Raw genomic sequence first — 18,392 nt, 5'->3', positions numbered from 1 at the left:
CCTGCGAGTGCCCACACAGATTGTCTGATAAATTGTTAAAGAGCGTTGCGAACAGCGGCTGAACCGTCTGTCGCGAGGTGGCGTATACTACGCTACTCTCCTTCGGAGTCAAACACTTTTTTCAGCGTTTTCATCCGGCGGGATGAATTTCTTCACTCCCTGCTGAGCCGTCTGCGTTGCCGCTTTGCCGTCTCAGTGGTGGCGCATTATAGGGAGTTATTCGGAGCTGACAAGTGCAAATTTCAAGTTTTCGTGCGACCGCTCACTTTCCAGGCTATGCGTTGTAAAAAGCAGCTAATTCTTGCGATAAGGCCAAAAAAAACGGGCCCGCAGGCCCGTTTTAATCAGAAGTGATTACTGATGAGCAACAATCACATTGTCTTTTACATCCATTTCAATGGTTTTTCCCGGAACCAGAGCACCAGAAAGAATCTGCTGCGCCAGCGGGTTTTCAATCTGCTGCTGAATAGCACGTTTCAATGGACGCGCACCATAAACCGGGTCGTAGCCATTCTCGCCGAGCAGTTTGAGCGCCTCATCGGAGATATGCAGCTGATAGCCACGCTCCTCAAGACGTTTATACAAACGTTGCAGCTGAATCTGCGCAATTGAAGCAATGTGTTTTTCGCCCAGCGGGTGGAACACCACCATGTCATCTATACGGTTGATAAATTCTGGGCGGAAATGCTGCCCAACAACCGTCATCACCACCTCTTTCATCTCCGAATAATCCAGAGAACCGAAACGTTCCTGAATAAGATCGGAGCCAAGGTTCGAGGTCATGATCACCACGGTGTTGCGGAAATCGACCGTACGGCCCTGTCCATCGGTTAAGCGACCATCATCCAGCACCTGCAACAGAATGTTGAACACATCAGGATGCGCCTTCTCGACTTCATCCAGCAAAATCACTGAGTAAGGCCGACGACGTACCGCTTCGGTCAGATAACCGCCCTCTTCATAGCCGACATATCCCGGAGGTGCACCCACCAGCCGCGATACCGAGTGTTTTTCCATAAACTCGGACATATCAATACGCACCATCGCGTCATCGCTATCGAACAGGAAGTTAGCCAGCGCTTTACACAATTCGGTTTTACCGACGCCAGTTGGTCCGAGGAACAGGAAGGAACCAATTGGACGATTAGGATCCGATAAGCCGGCACGGCTACGACGAATCGCATTCGAAACCGCTTCTACCGCTTCGTTCTGGCCGATAACGCGTGAGTGCAGTTCCTGCTCCATACGCAGCAACTTGTCGCGCTCACCTTCCATCATGCGTGCGACAGGGATTCCGGTCCAACGCGCCAGTACATCGGCAATCTCCACATCCGTTACGCGATTACGTAACAGCTTCATGGTTTTACCTTCAGACTGCGTAGCGATGGCTAACTGTTTCTCCAACTCCGGAATTTTACCGTACTGTAATTCAGACATCTGACCCAGGTCGCCAACGCGACGCGCTTGCTCCATCGTCAGGCGCGCTTGTTCCAGCTCTGCTTTGATGTTCTGTGTGCCGGTTAATGAGGCTTTTTCCGCTTTCCACTCCTCTTCCAGCTCAGCGTATTCACGCTCTTTCTGGTCAAGTTCACTTTCCAGCATTTCCAACCGCTTCAGGCTGGCGTCATCAGACTCTTTCTTCAGCGCCTGCTGCTCCAGTTTTAACTGGATGATGCGACGCTCAAGGCGATCGAGTGATTCTGGTTTCGAATCCATCTGCAGACGAATACTTGAAGCCGCTTCGTCTATCAGATCGATGGCCTTATCCGGCAACTGACGATCGGAGATATAACGATGCGACAACGTCGCCGCAGCCACAATTGCCGGATCGGTGATCTGCACATGGTGGTGCAGCTCATAGCGTTCTTTCAGTCCGCGCAGAATGGCAATGGTATCTTCAACACTCGGCTCAGCAACAAAGACTTTCTGGAAACGACGTTCCAGCGCCGCATCTTTCTCAATGAATTGACGATACTCATTCAGCGTAGTTGCGCCGACACAGTGCAACTCACCGCGCGCCAATGCGGGTTTCAGCATGTTACCCGCATCCATTGCACCATCGGCTTTACCGGCGCCCACCATGGTATGCAGTTCGTCGATAAACAGAATGACGTTGCCTTCCTGCTTCGCCAGATCGCTAAGCACGCCTTTAAGCCGCTCTTCAAATTCACCGCGATATTTGGCGCCCGCTACCAGCGACCCCATATCAAGAGCCAGCACGCGACGGCCTTTCAGCCCTTCCGGCACTTCGCCATTGATGATGCGCTGTGCTAAACCTTCGGCAATAGCCGTTTTACCGACGCCGGGTTCACCAATCAGCACCGGGTTATTTTTGGTACGACGCTGCAACACCTGAATGGTGCGGCGGATTTCTTCATCACGACCAATAACCGGATCCAGCTTGCCGAGTTCGGCACGCTCTGTAAGGTCGATGGTGTATTTTTTTAATGCCTGACGCTGATCTTCAGCCCCTTGATCGTTCACGCTGTCTCCTCCCCGTATTTGCTCGATGGCCTTAGAGAGTTTTTCCGACGTCGCGCCAGCTGATTTCAAAAGATCAGCCAGCGAGCCACGTGAATCGAGGGCCGCCAATACAAATAATTCAGATGATATAAAGTTATCGCCGCGCTTTTGCGCCAGCTTGTCGCACAGGTTGAGTACCCGAATCAGATCGGTGGATGGCTGTACATCACCATCAGTACCTTCAACCTGCGGTAGTCGATTAATCGCTTGTTCAATGCTGGTACGCAGGCCAGCTACGTCGGCACCCGCTGCGCTGAGCAACGGACGCACCGATCCGCCTTCCTGATTGAGCAATGCGCTCATCAAATGAAGGGGTTCAATGAATTGATTGTCATGTCCCAGAGCAAGGGACTGTGCATCGGCAAGTGCCAGTTGAAATTTATTAGTAAGACGATCCAGACGCATAATTCCTCCCATTACAGGTCAAAATGCTACTGGAGATTAAATGAGGTCATCCCTCAAATTTTTCAAGGTTAATGACCTGAGTTGTGAGCAAAAAATACGCTAACTGGACCGTCTTGTGGCGTAAGGTTATCTCAGCCAAATCAAAGTTGCCATACGCCCGGTGATTCCGTCGCGTCGGTAGGAGAAAAAAACATCGCGCTCATGGAAGGTACAACGCATTGAACCAGTGATGGAATGCACGCCGGCGGCCTGCAGACGCTGACGAGCCAGCAGCCAAATATCGGCGAAGTATTTGTTACCCGCCGGACGGAAAGCCGCTTCCGCTTGTAAATCATGCGCCATAAATGCCGTTCTGACTTCCGGCCCAACTTCAAATGCCTGCGGCCCAATTGCCGGACCAAGCCATGCATGAATGTCATTTGGCGCGCAGTGAAACTGCGACAAGGTCTGTTCCAGCACGCCATTACAGAGTCCACGCCAACCTGCATGCGCTGCCGCGACTTCACTGCCATCCTTGCTACAAAACAGCACCGGCAAACAATCCGCCGTCATCACCGCGCAAACAACCCCGCTTTTACGCGTGATTGCGGCATCAGCGCGTGGTAGCGGATCGTTGGCGGGTAAACGTGCAATCACTTGACCATGGATCTGATCAAGCCATTGTGGCATCGCAGGTAGCGCCAGTTGTTCAACTAAGCGCTGACGATTCTGAGCAACATGCGCCTCAGCGTCGCCAACATGCCCACCAAGATTCAACGAATCCCATGGGGCGGCGCTGACGCCGCCGTAACGCGTGGTGGAACATGCCCGAACATGCTGCGGCGCAGGCCAATCCGGGATGATCCATTCACTCATAGCCAATCCATCTGATCGCGGAATTCGAGGGTATCGGCTTTCAGCGCATCAATTAAATCAACCATATCCTGCGGCAACGGCGCATGCCATTCCATCTCAATACCGGTGATTGGGTGATAGAGACGTAACATCGTGGCATGCAGCGCCTGGCGATCAAAACCTCGTAGCGTAGTGATGAACGCTTCTGACGCACCTTTTGGCGGACGCGGACGGCCGCCGTACAGAGGATCGCCCACCAGCGGATGGTTGATATGCGCCATATGCACACGAATCTGATGCGTACGACCGGTTTCGAGACGCAAACGTAAACGCGTATGGGCACGGAAGTGCTCCATGATGCGATAGTGCGTGGTTGCCGGTTTGCCCATCGGGTGCACCGCCATATGCGTGCGTTTGGTTGAGTGGCGCGCCATGGGCTGATCCACAGTACCGCCCGCAGTCATGGTGCCGATAGCCACCGCTTCATATTCACGCGTGATTTCGCGTAGCTGCAGCGTTTCAACCAGGTGCGTTTGCGCAGGAACGGTTTTCGCGACCACCATCAAACCGGTTGTATCTTTATCCAGACGATGAACAATACCCGCACGAGGTACGTCAACGATTGGAGGATAGTGATAAAGCAGTGCGTTAAGCACCGTGCCATCAGGATTACCGGCGCCAGGATGGACCACCAAACCGCGAGGTTTGTTAATGACCAGAATGTCATCATCTTCATAGACGATATTCAGTGGGATGTTTTGCGCTTCCCAGCGTTGCTCTTCTTCGATCTCAGCATCAATCGAGACATGCTCACCGCCAAAAACTTTTTCTTTTGGTTTATCGATGATAGTGCCGTTGACGCTTACTCGGCGCTCAAGAATCCATTCTTTTATGCGAGAACGTGAATAATCAGGGAACAATTCTGCCAAAGTCTGATCTAAGCGTTGTCCAAGCTGTGCTTCGGACACCGTTGCGGTGAGTTGAACTTGTTGTGCCATATACAGCTTCTTCGTTAACGTTGGGTTTTCACGGCGATGCCGTTTAATATAATGTGCTATCGTACCTGGTCATAACTGGGAGCTATACGGACAGCTTCTGCTACAACACTTTGAGGATAATCATTTCGTCATGACGCGTATGAAACATCTGGTGGCTGCTGCCACACTGAGCCTGAGCCTGGCGCTTGTGGGTTGTTCTGGCTCATCAGATCCAGTCCCGGACAGCCCGCCGTCTGAAATTTACGCCACGGCCCAGCAAAAGCTGCAGGACGGTAACTTTAAAGCGGCGATTAAGCAACTGGAAGCACTGGATAACCGCTATCCGTTTGGTCCTTACTCGCAGCAAGTACAGCTGGATTTGATCTACGCGTATTACAAAAATGCCGATCTGCCACTGGCGCAAGCCGCAATATCTCGCTTTATGCGTCTGAATCCAACCCATCCGAATATCGACTATGTCATCTATATGAAAGGTCTGACGGATATGGCGCTGGATGATTCTGCACTGCAGGGCTTCTTCGGTATCGATCGTTCCGATCGTGATCCGACGCACGCTCGTGATGCTTTCCGTGACTTCTCGCAATTACTGCGCGGTTATCCAAACAGCCAATATGCTGCGGATGCGCAGAAACGTTTGGCATTCCTGAAAGAGCGCCTGGCGAAGTATGAACTCTCGGTGGCGCAATTCTATACCAAGCGCGGTGCCTATGTCGCTGTTGTTAACCGCGTGGAAACAATGATGAAGGATTATCCGGATACTGAGGCGACTCATGAAGCGTTGCCGTTGATGGAAAATGCATACCGCCAGCTGCAATTGACGGCTGAAGCCGACAAAGTGGCAAAAATCATTGCGGCGAATAATCAGTCCTGATTATTACACCCACAAAAAAGCAGCCCACGAGGCTGCTTTTTTTATGTCACTTTGTGGATAACTCAGCAGTTTTAGAGATTTATCGCTGCGGTTATCCTGTCAATCATGCGCCCTTCCCCAGCCGTCTTCAAGCATTTCCCGCCACTTTCCCGGCCTTTCTCACAATTAAGCGGCATTGACAAAAAGTGACATTTCAATGTGATTTAGATCACACATTTTCTTAATATCCGCGGTATGCTGGACCTACCCACACGGAAATGACAGAGAGGTTTAACTATGATTCTGAACATTACCAGCAAACAAATGGAAATCACCGAGGCCATCCGTAACCACGTTGAAGAGCGTCTCGCCAAGCTGGAAAAATGGCAAACACATCTGATAAACCCTCACATTGTGTTATCGAAAGAGCCGAAGGAGTTTGTGGCTGATGCCACCATTAATACGCCCAACGGCACGCTGGTTGCCAGCGCGAAACATGATGATATGTATACGGCCATCAATGACTTGATTGCCAAGCTGGAGCGACAACTCAATAAAGCGCAACATAAACCCGAAGCCCGTCGCGCCAACAGCAGTGTGAAAGATTTTCTTCCTACTGAATAAACAAACATCTTTAGTAACGCGCCTCCGGGCGCGTTTTTTATTGACAGCTTTAAATCACTGCGGTTACTCTCAAGCCACTTCATATATGGAAACAGCCATGAAACATCTGCCGTTCTTCTTCGCATTCTTTTTTACCTTCCCCTGATTGGGAGGCGATTCGTCATGTGAAAATGAATGCGAAGACGAACAACAAAGCCTCCCAAATGGGAGGCTTTTTTATTGGACATTTTACAGGTGAGCCCTATGAATCCCGAAAATCCGCTGCTGGCATTACGCGATAAAATCAGCGCCGTTGATGAAAAACTCTTAGCGCTTTTGTCGGAGCGTCGAACACTGGCCGTTGAAGTTGCGCAGGCCAAACTGGCAACGCATCGCCCTATCCGCGATGTTGAGCGTGAGCGCGCTCTGCTTGAAAACTTAATTTCACTGGGTAAAAAGCATCAGCTTGATGCGCATTACATCACTCGCCTGTTTCAGTTGGTGATTGAAGATTCAGTTCTAACTCAGCAAGCCTTGTTGCAAAAGAATCTCAACCATCCACATGCTCACGCACCGCGCATTGCATTCCTTGGTCCGAAAGGTTCTTACTCACATCTCGCGGCGCGCAAATACGCTACCCGGCATTTTGATTCAATGGTTGAGATCGGCTGCCTGAAATTCCATGACATCATTCATCAGGTGGAAAGTGGACAAGCGGACTACGCGGTGATGCCGATTGAAAATACCAGCTCTGGTTCGATCAACGACGTTTACGATCTGCTTCAGCAAACCACGCTATCGATTGTGGGTGAACTGACCATTCCAATTGAGCACTGTGTGCTGGTCAACGGCAGCACCAATTTGCAGCAGATCGAAACGGTATACAGCCATCCTCAGCCATTCCAGCAGTGCAGCCAGTTCATTAATCGCTTCCCGCAGTGGAAAATCGAATACACCGAAAGCACCGCTGCAGCGATGGAGAAAGTGGCAGCGATGAATTCACCAAAGGTTGCCGCATTAGGTAGCGAAGCGGGCGGTGAGCTGTATGGATTGCAGGTACTGGAGCGCAATCTGGCCAATCAGCAGCAGAACCATACGCGCTTCATCGTGCTGGCACGTAAAGCGATTGAGGTTTCAGGTCAGGTTCCGGCGAAAACAACGCTGATCATGGCGACGGGTCAACAAGCGGGCGCATTGGTTGAAGCGCTGATGGTATTACGTAACCACGGCCTCATCATGAGCAAACTGGAAAACCGTCCAATCAACGGCAATCCATGGGAAGAGATGTTTTATATTGATGTGCAGGGCAATCTGCAATCAGAGAGTATGCAGTTGGCGTTAACCGAGTTGAGCGGCTTAACCCGTTCATTAAAGGTTCTCGGCTGTTATCCAGGCGAGAATGTGGTACCGGTTGAGCCGCGCCTCTAAGCAAAAAGGCATCCTTACGGATGCCTTTTGTTTTTACTGTCGGCTATCGTTCGCCGATCGCAGCATACTTCTGCTTTCTACCAGGAAGCGTTTCGCGTAATCACCAAACCAGTGTTCGACGCGCTCGAAGCTATCGATAAAGGCCTGCTTATCGCCCTGCTCGAGCAATTTGATCGCATCGCCAAATCGTTGGTAGTAACGTTTAATCAGCGCCAGATTACTCTCCGAGGACATGATAATGTCCGCGTAAAGCTGTGGATCCTGCGCAAACAGACGTCCAACCATTGCCAGTTCAAGGCGGTATATCGGTGAAGATAGCGCCAGCAGCTGATCCAGATTAACGTTCTCTTCCGCCAGATGCAGTCCGTAAGCGAAAGTTGCAAAATGACGCAGTGCCTGAATAAACGCCATATTCTGGTCGTGCTCAACGGCACTGATACGATGCAGCCGCGCGCCCCAAACCTGAATCTGCTCGAGGAACCACTGATAAGCTTCCGGCTGACGGCCATCACACCAAACCACAACCTGCTTTGCCAGGCTGCCGCTGTCCGGGCCAAACATCGGATGCAAGCCCAGAACCGGTCCGGTGTGCGCGGCTAGCATCGCCTGCAGCGGGCGATTCTTCACCGAGGCCAGATCGACCAGAATGCAGTCTTCTGGCAATTTCGGCAACTCACCGATGATTTGCTCGGTCAGATGGATTGGCACGCTGATGATCACCATGCCCGCGTCTTTCAGCAGCTCGTCTGAGCGTTCCCAATCGCCTTTATCCAGAATGCGGACCTGATAGCCAGAAAGCGTCAGCATCTTTTCAAACAGACGCCCCATCTGGCCGCGGCCACCTACAATCACCACCGGACGCAGCGTCGGACACAGCGTTTTGAAGCCTTTGTCATTTTCATGCGCATAGGATTCACGCATCAAACGACGCAATACATCTTCAATCAAGTCCGGCGACACGCCGAGCGCTTCAGCTTCCTGGCGGCGTGAAGCCAGCATGCTGGCCTCACGCTCAGGAACATAGATCGGCAAACCGTAGCGGCTTTTAACTTCCCCTACTTCGGCTACCAGCTCCAGTCGTTTTGCCAGTAACCCAAGCAGTGCTTTATCTACTTCATCGATTTGATCGCGTAGCGCGGTCAGTTCAGCCACCATGACTTATTACACCTCGTGTGACAGACGCGCCGACAGCACTCCCTGCAGATCCTGATGGATTTCACGCAGCAGCGTTTCAGTGGTTTCCCAGTTGATGCAGGCATCAGTGACGGACACACCGTATTTCATTTCGCTACGTGGCTGTTCAGAAGACTGGTTGCCTTCATGAATGTTGCTTTCCAACATCAGGCCAATGATGGAACGGTTTCCATCTTTAATCTGCGCGATAGCCGATTCGGCTACGCCAGGCTGGCGACGATAGTCTTTGTTAGAATTACCATGGCTGCAATCTATCATTAAGGCCGGACGCAGTCCCGCTTTCAGCATCTCTTTTTCACACTGAGCGACATCTTCTGGACCGTAGTTTGGTGCTTTACCGCCGCGCAGAATCACGTGTCCATCTGGGTTGCCCTGCGTTTGCAGCAAGCAAACCTGGCCAGCCTGATTGATGCCGACAAAACGGTGCGGCATTGCGGCGGCGCGCATGGCGTTAATCGCGGTGCCGAGGCTGCCATCCGTGCCATTTTTAAAACCAACCGGCATGGAAAGGCCTGAAGCCATTTCACGGTGGGTTTGTGATTCGGTGGTACGCGCACCGATCGCTGACCAGCTAAACAGATCGCCAAGGTATTGTGGGCTATTCGGATCCAGCGCTTCGGTCGCCAGCGGTAAACCCATCTCCACGAGATTAACCAGCAGCTGACGCGCGATATGCAGGCCAGCTTCCATATCAAACGAGTTGTTCATGTAAGGATCGTTGATTAACCCCTTCCAGCCGACGGTGGTTCGAGGTTTTTCAAAATAAACGCGCATAACGATGTACAGCTGATCCTTCAACTGTGCAGAGAGAGATTGCAACTGACGGGCATAGGCAAGTGCGGCTTCAGTATCGTGAATCGAACAAGGACCACAAACCACCAACAGACGCGGATCGCGGCCCGCAATAATGTCGGCAATGGTTTGGCGAGAAGACGCAATTTGCGCTTCCTGCGCCACAGTGAGCGGGAATTTGGCTTTCAGCTCTTGCGGGGTAATCAAAATTTGTTCGTCGGCGATATGCACATTGTTCAGCGCGTCTTTTTGCATGATTGCGATCCTTTTTACTCGTTTATGCGGTTTGGGATCCTCACTGAGGATGGCGCTTACTTTATCACACCCTGTACAGGTTGCAATCCACCTATGTACACATTTATTACCACATCAAATAAAAATCACAGAAAACATTAAAATATCCATTAAAATCATACGAATAACAGAAATGGTGACAAAATGGCAATGTAAACTAAAGGTTACACCTAATTATGTTCTGATGATGCTCTCAACTAAAATTTTGGTATAACATTTTGATTTTCATTATTTTCAGGAAACATACACTGCCCACCCTGGATATTATCCTGCGCCCTTTTACGCTCATAAAAAAAGGGGCTGGCCAAATGGCCAACCCCTTGTTTGCTATTAACTTTGAGAAGTCGCTTACGCGCCAAGACGCTCTTTGATACGAGCTGACTTACCGGTACGCTCACGCAGGTAATACAGTTTGGCTTTACGCACAGCACCACGACGTTTAACAGCAATGCTGTCAATTACTGGAGAGTGAGTCTGGAAGACACGCTCAACACCTTCGCCGTTAGAAATCTTACGAACAGTGAATGCAGAATGCAGACCGCGGTTACGAATAGCGATAACCACGCCCTCGAATGCCTGCAGACGCTTCTTAGAACCTTCTACGACCCATACTTTCACTTCCACGGAATCACCCGGACGGAATGAAGGTACGTCCTGCTTCATCTGCTCTTGTTCAAGTTGCTTGATAATGTTGCTCATAATTAAATCTCTTATCCTGGGTAAACTGATAGTGAGGGAAGATTACTCTCCCGCCTCATCGTTTTGTTGCTGCTGATGTTCACGCTGGAACTCATTTAGCAACCGTGCTTGCTCTTCAGTCAGAGCCAGGTTTTCCAGAAGTTCAGGTCTTCTTAGCCAGGTACGGCCCAACGACTGTTTCAGGCGCCAGCGGCGAATATCGGCATGGTTGCCCGACAGTAAAACTGGCGGAACTTCCATCCCTTCTAACACTTCAGGTCGGGTGTAGTGCGGGCAATCCAGCAAACCATCCGAGAACGAATCCTCATCGGCTGACGCCTGTTTTCCCAGTACGCCGGGTATAAACCGGGCGACCGAGTCAATCAACGTCATGGCTGGCAGCTCACCGCCACTGAGAACGTAATCACCGATTGACCATTCTTCATCAATCTCAGTGTGAATCACGCGCTCATCTATCCCTTCGTAGCGACCACACACCAGAATCAACTTCTGATGGGTCGCCAGTTCGCAAACGCCCTGTTGGTCCAGTTTGCGTCCCTGAGGTGAAAGATAAATCACCTTAGCACCTTCTCCCGCCGCTGCTTTCGCTGCGGAGATGGCGTCCCGTAAGGGTTGCACCATCATCAACATTCCCGGTCCGCCGCCGTAAGGACGGTCGTCCACGGTACGGTGCCGGTCATGCGTGAAGTCACGAGGACTCCAGCTTTGAATGTCGAGCAGGCCATTTTTTACTGCCCGGCCAGTTACCCCGTACTCGGTAATAGCGCGAAACATCTCTGGAAACAGGCTAATAACACCAATCCACATCGCGTTCGCCGTTACGTTACCGGATTGTCCGGAGCTCAAAAACCAGGATCCCAATCTACTTCAATAAGGCCAGTAGAGAGATCGACTTTCTTGATAACCTGTTCATCAAGAAACGGGATTAACCGCTCTTGCGCACCGAATGCATCCTTCAGGTTTGCCTTAACGACGAGAACGTCGTTCGAGCCGGTTTCCATCAAATCAATGACTTTGCCCATCTCGTAGCCTTCGAGGTTCACTACTTTCATACCCATAAGGTCTTTCCAGTAGTAATCGCCTGCTTCCAGCGCTGGCAGCCGCGTGGAGTCGACCGTAATTTCGCAATTGGTCAACTGTGCCGCAGCATCCCGATCGTCAATGCCTTTGACTTTGATGATCAGGTCCTGATTGTGGTGCTTCCAGCCCTCGAGTTCGACCTGCTGCCATTTACCGGCGCGCTGGATGAACCAAGGTTGGTAGTCGAAGATGCTTTCAGCGTCTTCAGTGGAGGAAAACACTTTGAGCCAACCCCGAATTCCGTAAGCCGCGCCCATTTTTCCCAATACAATCGGGTTAACGGGAGGCTGCCCGGCAGGTTTAATGCTCATGCTCACCACCGTGACAGATTAAGCTGCTTTCTTTGCTTCTTTGATCAGCGCGTTAACGCGATCAGAAAGCGTTGCGCCCTGGCCAACCCAGTGCTCAATACGGTCCAGATCCAGACGCAGACCTTCAGCCTGACCAGAAGCGATCGGGTTGAAGAAACCTACGCGCTCGATGAAACGACCGTTACGAGCATTGCGGCTGTCAGTGACGACGACCTGATAGAACGGACGCTTTTTAGCGCCGTGACGTGCCAAACGAATTGTTACCATAACATCCTCATTAGTTAATAAAGCGCTCGGGCCCCATCGAGGAACGGGGCCCGAGCGCGATATAAAAAGCCCGAAAATTTTACTCATTTTGGCGCAAAAAGCAACCTAAGCGTGCCAAATTTCCGGCTTTTAGACGGCCGCCTTAGCGACCAGGGAATCCAGGCGGCATCATACCTTTCATGCCACGCATCATTTTGGCCATGCCGCCTTTCTTCATTTTCTTCATCATGCGCTGCATATCATCGAACTGTTTTAGCAGTCGGTTGACGTCTTGCACCTGCATGCCTGAGCCCAGCGCAATACGACGTTTGCGCGAACCCTTGATAATTTCTGGCTTCTCACGCTCTTTACGCGTCATCGAGTTGATGATGGCTTCCATGCGAACCAGCACTTTATCATCCATCTGCGATTTCACGTTGTCAGGCAGTTGCCCCATGCCCGGCAGTTTGCCCATCAGGCTCGCCATGCCGCCCATGTTGCGCATCTGCTTCAACTGCTCAAGGAAGTCGTTGAGATCAAAACCGTCGCCGGTTTTCAGTTTCTTCGCCAGTTTCTCCGCCTGATCGCGGTCAACTTTGCTCTCAATATCTTCGATCAGCGACAGAACATCGCCCATGCCGAGAATGCGCGACGCGATACGCTCTGGATAGAAAGCTTCCAGCGCTTCGGTCTTCTCGCCCATCCCCATAAATTTGATTGGCTTGCCGGTAATGTGACGAATCGACAGCGCCGCACCACCGCGCGCATCACCATCGACTTTAGTCAGGATCACACCGGTCAGCGGCAGCGCTTCGTTGAAGGCCTTCGCAGTGTTCGCGGCATCCTGACCGGTCATAGCATCGACCACAAACAGGGTTTCCACCGGATTGATCGCGGCGTGTACCTGTTTGATTTCGTCCATCATTGCTTCATCGACGTGCAAACGACCGGCGGTATCCACCAGCAGCACATCGTAGAATTGCACTTTGGCTTGTTTCAGCGCGTTCTGAACAATATCGACCGGCTTTTGGCTCAGATCAGACGGACAGAAATCCACGCCGACCTGCTCAGCCAGAGTTTCCAGCTGTTTGATCGCCGCAGGGCGATAAACGTCAGCAGAAACTACCAGCACTTTCTTCTTGTGCTTCTCGCGCAAGAATTTACCCAGTTTCGCCACGCTGGTGGTTTTACCGGCACCTTGCAAACCGGCCATCAGCACCACGGCTGGCGGCTGAGCATTCAGATTGAGCGCATTATTTTCAGCGCCCATCGCCGCAACCAGTTCGTTGCGCACGATCTTGATGAACTCCTGGCCTGGCGTCAGGCTTTTGTTCACATCGTGGCCAACGGCGGCCTCTTTCACGCGATTAATAAATTCACGCACGACCGGCAGCGCAACGTCGGCTTCCAGCAGCGCCATGCGTACTTCACGCAGCGTGTCTTTGATGTTGTCTTCGGTCAGCCTTCCGCGGCCGCTGATATTGCGCAGGGTTTGCGACAAACGATCGGTTAAATTATCAAACATGCTCTCTCACTTAGAACCGTAGCGAGGCCGCCATAGGCGACACAATGCGGCGGATTATAACACGAAGAAGAAGCGATCTCTGCAATTGACCGTCAGATCGTTTGGAGCCTGCTGCTGCTGGCGCTATACTGCTTTTTTCCTTATCTGACCGATACCTGAAAGGATCTATGTTCGTTTTCGCGATCGTGGCGCTGTTCGCCTACTCCCTCAGCCTTGCATTGATCATTCCCAGCCTGCTTAAACGCAACGGTGGCTGGCGTCGTTTTGCTGTGCTTTCTGCCTGCGTGGCGCTGATTGCGCACGCCGTTGCTCTGCAGCAGCGCATTTTTGCTGTTGATAACGGGCAAAATCTCAGCCTGCTTAATATCGGCTCGCTGGTTAGCCTGCTGATCTGCGCCATCATGACGATTGTCGCCTCGCGCAATCGTGGCTGGCTGCTGCTGCCGATTGTTTACAGCTTTGCATTGATTAATCTGGCCTTTGCCACCTTTGTGCCCAATGCCTTTATTACGCATCTGGAAACCACGCCGGGCATGATGGTTCACATCGGTCTGTCGCTGTTTGCCTATGCCACGCTGATCATCGCGGCACTGTATGCGCTGCAGCTGGCGTGGATCGATTACCAGTTGAAAAATAAGAAACTGGCTTTCACTCAGGATATGCCGCCGCTGCTCAGCATTGAGCGCAAAATGTTCCACATCACGCAGATTGGCGTTGTGCTGTTGACGCTGGTGCTGTGCACCGGTTTGCTCTTCATGCATAACCTGTTTAGCGCTGAGAATGTGGATAAAGCGGTTCTCTCCATCATTGCCTGGTTTGTCTACATCGTTCTGCTTTGGGGACACTATCGTGAAGGCTGGCGCGGACGCCGCGTCGTGTGGTTTAACTGTGGCGGCGCATTGCTGCTAACCATGGCCTACTTCGGCAGTCGCGTGCTTCAGCACCTGCTCACCTCTCACTAAGGATTTTGTGTTGGAACACGTTTCAACCACCACGCTGATCATTACGCTGGTCATCATGGTGCTGGTCTCTGCGTATTTCTCCGGTTCAGAGACCGGCATGATGACGCTCAATCGTTACAAACTGCGCCATAAAGCTAAAAGCGGCAATCGCGGCGCGCGTCGGGTAGAAAAACTTCTGCGTCGTCCCGACCGCCTGATCAGCCTGGTTTTAATCGGCAACAACCTCGTTAATATTCTCGCTTCCGCACTCGGTACGATTGTCGGTATGCGCCTGTATGGCGATGCCGGCGTTGCGATTGCCACCGGTATTCTGACTTTTGTGGTGCTGGTATTTGCTGAAGTGCTGCCGAAAACGGTCGCGGCGCTCTATCCGGAAAAAGTGGCCTATCCCAGCAGCGTATTACTGGCTCCACTGCAGTATGTGATGCTGCCGCTGGTGTGGCTGCTGAATACCATTACCCGCATTTTGATGCGCATGGTGGGCATTAAAACCGACGGTTCTATCAGTTCGGCGTTAAGCAAAGAAGAGTTGCGCACCATTGTGCATGAGTCGCGCTCGCTGATGTCGCGGCGTAATCAGGACATGCTGCTATCGGTGCTTGATCTGGAGAAAGTCAGCGTGGATGACATCATGGTGCCGCGCAATGAGATCGTCGGCATCAACGTCAATGATGACTGGAAATCGATTGAGCGCCAGCTAAGTCATTCGCCGCATGGGCGCATCGTCCTGTTCCGCGATTCACTGGATGACTGTGTTGGCATGCTGCGCGTGCGTGAAGCCTGGCGCATGATGACCGAGAAGAAAGAGTTCAACAAAGATCGCCTGCTGCGTGCTGCTGATGAAATTTACTATGTGCCGGAAGGCACGCCGCTTAACGTGCAGCTGGTTAAATTTCAGCGTAACAAAAAGAAAGTCGGCATGGTGGTTGATGAATATGGCGATGTTAAAGGCTTAGTGACGATCGAAGATATTCTGGAAGAGATCGTCGGCGATTTCACCACCTCCATGTCGCCGTCGCTGGCCGAAGAAGTGATGCCGCAGAATGATGGTTCCGTATTGATCGAAGGCAGCGCCAATGTGCGTGAAATCAACAAAGCCTTTAACTGGACGCTGCCGGAAGAGGATGCGCGCACCATTAACGGCATGCTGCTGGAAGCACTTGAAGAGATTCCGCTGGTCGATACCCGCGTTACGATTGGCGCCTACGATATCGATATCCTTGATGTGCAGGACAATATGGTGAAGCAGGTGCGCATCACGCCGCACCACGCACTAAAATCCTCCATCGGCTCCTGAAGCCTGCAAACAAAAACGCCGCGATAATCGCGGCGTTTTTCATTGTGTCTCAACTAGATGTGCAGCTCTTTCAGCTTTTCAGCTGGTAACTTCAAATCTTCGTTGCGGTTCACGCCAATGTCGTGAGCCAGCACATTGCGCGCGATCTGCTGCGCTTCATCCAGTGAGTGCAACTTGTAGCTGCCGCACTGATATTCGTTCAGCTCTGGAATCTGGCCCTGCTCTTTGACTTTCAGAACATCTTCCATCGCGCCTTTCCAGGCTTTCGCTACACGCTGCTCGTCAGGCGTACCAATCAAACTCATGTAGAAGCCGGTACGGCAACCCATTGGAGAGATGTCGACGATTTCAACACCATCACCATTCAGGTGATTACGCATGAAGCCAGCAAACAGGTGCTCCAGCGTATGAATGCCACGCTCAGTCAGAATTTCAATATTCGGACGGCAAAAACGCAGGTCGAAAACGGTGATGGTATCGCCATGCGGAGTTTTCATGGTTTTTGCTACGCGTACTGCAGGTGCGCCCATGATGGTGTGATCAACAGTAAAACTATCCAGTAGTGGCATACGTCACCTCCTGTTTTGAGATTTTTTTTAAAACGATGAAACTTTTCTGTTCGTCCAGCGTCTGAATATATGAAAGACGCGCATTTGTTATCATCATCCCTGACAACAGAGATGTTTATTTTGGCCACATTGATGTGGCCATTTTCTTTTCTAGCCTTCGCGACCCGCAAGGTAGCTTTCGAAATCCAGCGTATCGCTCTGTTCCAGCTTCTCTTGTGCCTGCACCGACTCCAGCGCCTGACGACTAAAATCTTCTTCAGTCAGAATCTCTAACGACTCTTCACACAGCAGATGACGATATTGCTCTGCTAATGCCACGCCCGCGCCGGTCAAACCGTTTTCTTTGATCGCATGCAGGATGCGCGCCGAATAGGTTAGCTCAGGATCGTCGAAAGATGCCACCAGTTGATCGCAAACCTGTTGATATTGCGTGTTGCCGTGATTGCTGTCGAGCACTTCCGCCACGCGACGCAGATCGGCAAACAGCGCTTTACCCACTTCAACTAGCGTATGTTCTTTTTCGCTGCAACCTACAGCAATGACCTGGCCAGGCTTACGCCCTTCCATCACCACGCGATTCCAGTTTTTACGCGTACACAGCAGCTCATCCGCGCTCATTTCTGGCGCATCCGCCAGCGTACACCAAATCAGGAACAGATCGAGGAAGCGCGCCTGATCGGCATCTACGCCAATCGCGGAGAATGGGTTGATATCCAGCGAACGCACTTCGATATACTCAATACCGCCGCGCAGCAGCGCATCAGAGGGTGCTTCGCCTGAACGCGTAACGCGTTTCGGACGAATCGGCGCATACAGCTCATTTTCAATCTGCAGCACGTTGGTGTTCAGTTGCAGCCAGTTGCCATCGGCATCTTTGGTGCCCATAGCGGCATACTCTTCCGACGGCGTTTTAATCGCCGCTTTCAGCGCTGCAACATAACCTTCCAGCGAGTTAAAAGTGATACCCAAACCGCTCTGCGATTTGTTGGTATAACCGAGGTCGCTCAGACGCAGTGAAGTGGCGTGAGGCAGCCACAGCGTGCCCTTGCCATCACTTTCAAACGGCAGATTGCTCTCGCGCCCTTGCAGGAACGAGGAGCAGATCGCTGGCGATGCACCGAACAGATACGGAATAACCCAGCCGAAACGATAGTAGTTGCGAATCAGACGCAGATAGCCGGCAGAGATGGTCTCTTTACCGCTTTCGGCATCTTTCACATCCGCCCACTCCTGCCAGAACGACAGCGGCAGCGAGAAGTTGTAGTGCACGCCAGAGATAATCTGCATCAGCGCGCTATAGCGATTCTTCAACCCCTGACGATACAGCGTTTTCATTTTGCCGATGTTGGAGCTGCCATACTGCGCCAGCTCTATGCTATCAACGTCATCAATGAAGCCCGGCATGCTGAAAGGCCACAAGCGCTCCTCGCCTAACTCACGCGCCACATGGCGGTGAATATCGCGCAGAAACGCCAGTGAACGATCGATGCTCTGATCAACCGGCGTGATGAACTCCATCAGCGTTTCGGCAAAATCGGTGGTGATCCAATCATGCTTGAGCGCTGAACCGAGTGACTCAGGATGTCCTGTGGTTGCCAGGTGACCATCGGGTTTTACGCGTAATGATTCGCGCTCAATACCACGGCCGATACCCTTTAACGCGTCAGGATGCGCCTCCAGCCAGGAAAGTGCCTTAGATACGTCCGGGATCACGTTAACCTCCCGCTGTGTTAATAATTTATTTTTGTTCAGCATAATGTTAGCCGTAGCCTCGAATCTGTG

The 18,392-nt window shown here is 51.7% G+C and carries 18 protein-coding genes and 1 other annotated feature; of the genes, 6 read left to right on the top strand and 12 right to left on the bottom strand.

The genetic code is table 11. The annotated features are described in order from the left end of the window. Positions 1–354 precede the first annotated feature (354 nt). The 3 genes from clpB to rluD all read right to left on the bottom strand — a co-directional run bounded on the left by clpB (position 355) and on the right by rluD (position 4,760). The gene (gene clpB / locus K5Y32_RS20315; protein ID WP_222185597.1) at positions 355–2,928 is read right to left on the bottom strand and encodes an ATP-dependent chaperone ClpB; all 2,574 of its coding nucleotides are present in this window, start codon (positions 2,926–2,928) and stop codon (positions 355–357) included. A 126-nt stretch (positions 2,929–3,054) separates the two neighbouring features. Further along, positions 3,055–3,783: a purine nucleoside phosphorylase YfiH gene (yfiH, locus tag K5Y32_RS20310; protein ID WP_222185596.1), complete on the bottom strand. Its 729-nt coding sequence runs from the start codon at positions 3,781–3,783 to the stop codon at positions 3,055–3,057. After that, positions 3,780–4,760 carry a 23S rRNA pseudouridine(1911/1915/1917) synthase RluD gene (gene rluD, locus K5Y32_RS20305; protein ID WP_110868333.1) on the bottom strand — a complete coding sequence of 327 codons (981 nt, stop codon included), beginning with the start codon at positions 4,758–4,760 and terminating at the stop codon, positions 3,780–3,782. Before rluD ends, yfiH begins: the two co-directional genes overlap by 4 nt. A gap of 130 nt (positions 4,761–4,890) precedes the next feature. Here rluD and bamD point away from each other — a divergent pair, with 130 nt between their 5' ends. The 4 genes from bamD to pheA all read left to right on the top strand — a co-directional run bounded on the left by bamD (position 4,891) and on the right by pheA (position 7,641). Next, positions 4,891–5,631, top strand: coding sequence for an outer membrane protein assembly factor BamD (gene bamD, locus K5Y32_RS20300; protein WP_008109011.1), 741 nt, complete (start codon positions 4,891–4,893; stop codon positions 5,629–5,631). A 276-nt stretch (positions 5,632–5,907) separates the two neighbouring features. Beyond that, positions 5,908–6,234 (top strand): ribosome-associated translation inhibitor RaiA, encoded by a 327-nt coding sequence (gene raiA / locus K5Y32_RS20295; RefSeq protein ID WP_008109009.1) that lies wholly within the window; start codon positions 5,908–5,910, stop codon positions 6,232–6,234. A gap of 96 nt (positions 6,235–6,330) precedes the next feature. After that, positions 6,331–6,455 (top strand) — a sequence feature (Phe leader region). Next, positions 6,332–6,379 carry a pheA operon leader peptide PheL gene (gene pheL / locus K5Y32_RS20290; protein WP_100703679.1) on the top strand — a complete coding sequence of 16 codons (48 nt, stop codon included), beginning with the start codon at positions 6,332–6,334 and terminating at the stop codon, positions 6,377–6,379. (Overlaps the previous feature by 48 nt.) A gap of 22 nt (positions 6,456–6,477) precedes the next feature. Continuing rightward, on the top strand, positions 6,478–7,641 hold the full coding sequence (pheA, locus tag K5Y32_RS20285; RefSeq protein ID WP_222185595.1) for a bifunctional chorismate mutase/prephenate dehydratase: 1,164 nt from the start codon (positions 6,478–6,480) through the stop codon (positions 7,639–7,641). Between the two features lie 33 nt (positions 7,642–7,674). Here the strand turns inward: pheA and tyrA are convergent, their stop codons facing one another. The 7 genes from tyrA to ffh all read right to left on the bottom strand — a co-directional run bounded on the left by tyrA (position 7,675) and on the right by ffh (position 13,782). After that, positions 7,675–8,796 (bottom strand): bifunctional chorismate mutase/prephenate dehydrogenase, encoded by a 1,122-nt coding sequence (gene tyrA / locus K5Y32_RS20280; RefSeq protein ID WP_061719956.1) that lies wholly within the window; start codon positions 8,794–8,796, stop codon positions 7,675–7,677. Positions 8,797–8,802: 6 nt separating this feature from the next. Further along, positions 8,803–9,882, bottom strand: coding sequence for a 3-deoxy-7-phosphoheptulonate synthase (locus tag K5Y32_RS20275; RefSeq protein ID WP_222185594.1), 1,080 nt, complete (start codon positions 9,880–9,882; stop codon positions 8,803–8,805). Between the two features lie 387 nt (positions 9,883–10,269). Next, positions 10,270–10,620 (bottom strand): 50S ribosomal protein L19, encoded by a 351-nt coding sequence (gene rplS, locus K5Y32_RS20270; protein WP_007893316.1) that lies wholly within the window; start codon positions 10,618–10,620, stop codon positions 10,270–10,272. Between the two features lie 42 nt (positions 10,621–10,662). Beyond that, positions 10,663–11,427, bottom strand: a complete 765-nt coding sequence (trmD, locus tag K5Y32_RS20265; RefSeq protein WP_192236546.1) for a tRNA (guanosine(37)-N1)-methyltransferase TrmD — start codon at positions 11,425–11,427, stop codon at positions 10,663–10,665. Positions 11,428–11,462: 35 nt separating this feature from the next. Then, a complete protein-coding gene (gene rimM, locus K5Y32_RS20260; RefSeq protein ID WP_222185593.1) occupies positions 11,463–12,011 on the bottom strand; it encodes a ribosome maturation factor RimM in 549 nt (182 codons plus the stop codon). 18 nt (positions 12,012–12,029) lie between these two features. Continuing rightward, a complete protein-coding gene (gene rpsP / locus K5Y32_RS20255; RefSeq protein WP_007893313.1) occupies positions 12,030–12,278 on the bottom strand; it encodes a 30S ribosomal protein S16 in 249 nt (82 codons plus the stop codon). Between the two features lie 142 nt (positions 12,279–12,420). Then, positions 12,421–13,782: a signal recognition particle protein gene (gene ffh, locus K5Y32_RS20250; protein WP_008108995.1), complete on the bottom strand. Its 1,362-nt coding sequence runs from the start codon at positions 13,780–13,782 to the stop codon at positions 12,421–12,423. Between the two features lie 167 nt (positions 13,783–13,949). Between ffh and K5Y32_RS20245 the strand changes: the two genes are divergently transcribed. After that, positions 13,950–14,744 carry an inner membrane protein YpjD gene (locus tag K5Y32_RS20245; protein WP_008108993.1) on the top strand — a complete coding sequence of 265 codons (795 nt, stop codon included), beginning with the start codon at positions 13,950–13,952 and terminating at the stop codon, positions 14,742–14,744. Positions 14,745–14,754: 10 nt separating this feature from the next. After that, on the top strand, positions 14,755–16,041 hold the full coding sequence (locus tag K5Y32_RS20240) for an HlyC/CorC family transporter (RefSeq protein WP_176973518.1): 1,287 nt from the start codon (positions 14,755–14,757) through the stop codon (positions 16,039–16,041). A gap of 53 nt (positions 16,042–16,094) precedes the next feature. Here K5Y32_RS20240 and luxS read toward each other — a convergent pair whose 3' ends face one another. Then, positions 16,095–16,610, bottom strand: a complete 516-nt coding sequence (luxS, locus tag K5Y32_RS20235; protein WP_007893307.1) for an S-ribosylhomocysteine lyase — start codon at positions 16,608–16,610, stop codon at positions 16,095–16,097. A gap of 150 nt (positions 16,611–16,760) precedes the next feature. Then, positions 16,761–18,365: a glutamate--cysteine ligase gene (gene gshA, locus K5Y32_RS20230; protein ID WP_176973519.1), complete on the bottom strand. Its 1,605-nt coding sequence runs from the start codon at positions 18,363–18,365 to the stop codon at positions 16,761–16,763. Positions 18,366–18,392 lie beyond the last annotated feature (27 nt).

Origin of the sequence: Pantoea sp. DY-15 (assembly GCF_019795935.1) — a bacterium.
In the GTDB taxonomy this organism is placed as follows: Bacteria; Pseudomonadota; Gammaproteobacteria; order Enterobacterales; family Enterobacteriaceae; genus Pantoea; species Pantoea leporis.
Note: the sequence above shows the minus strand (reverse complement) of the source record. Positions and strands in the feature narration are given on the sequence as shown.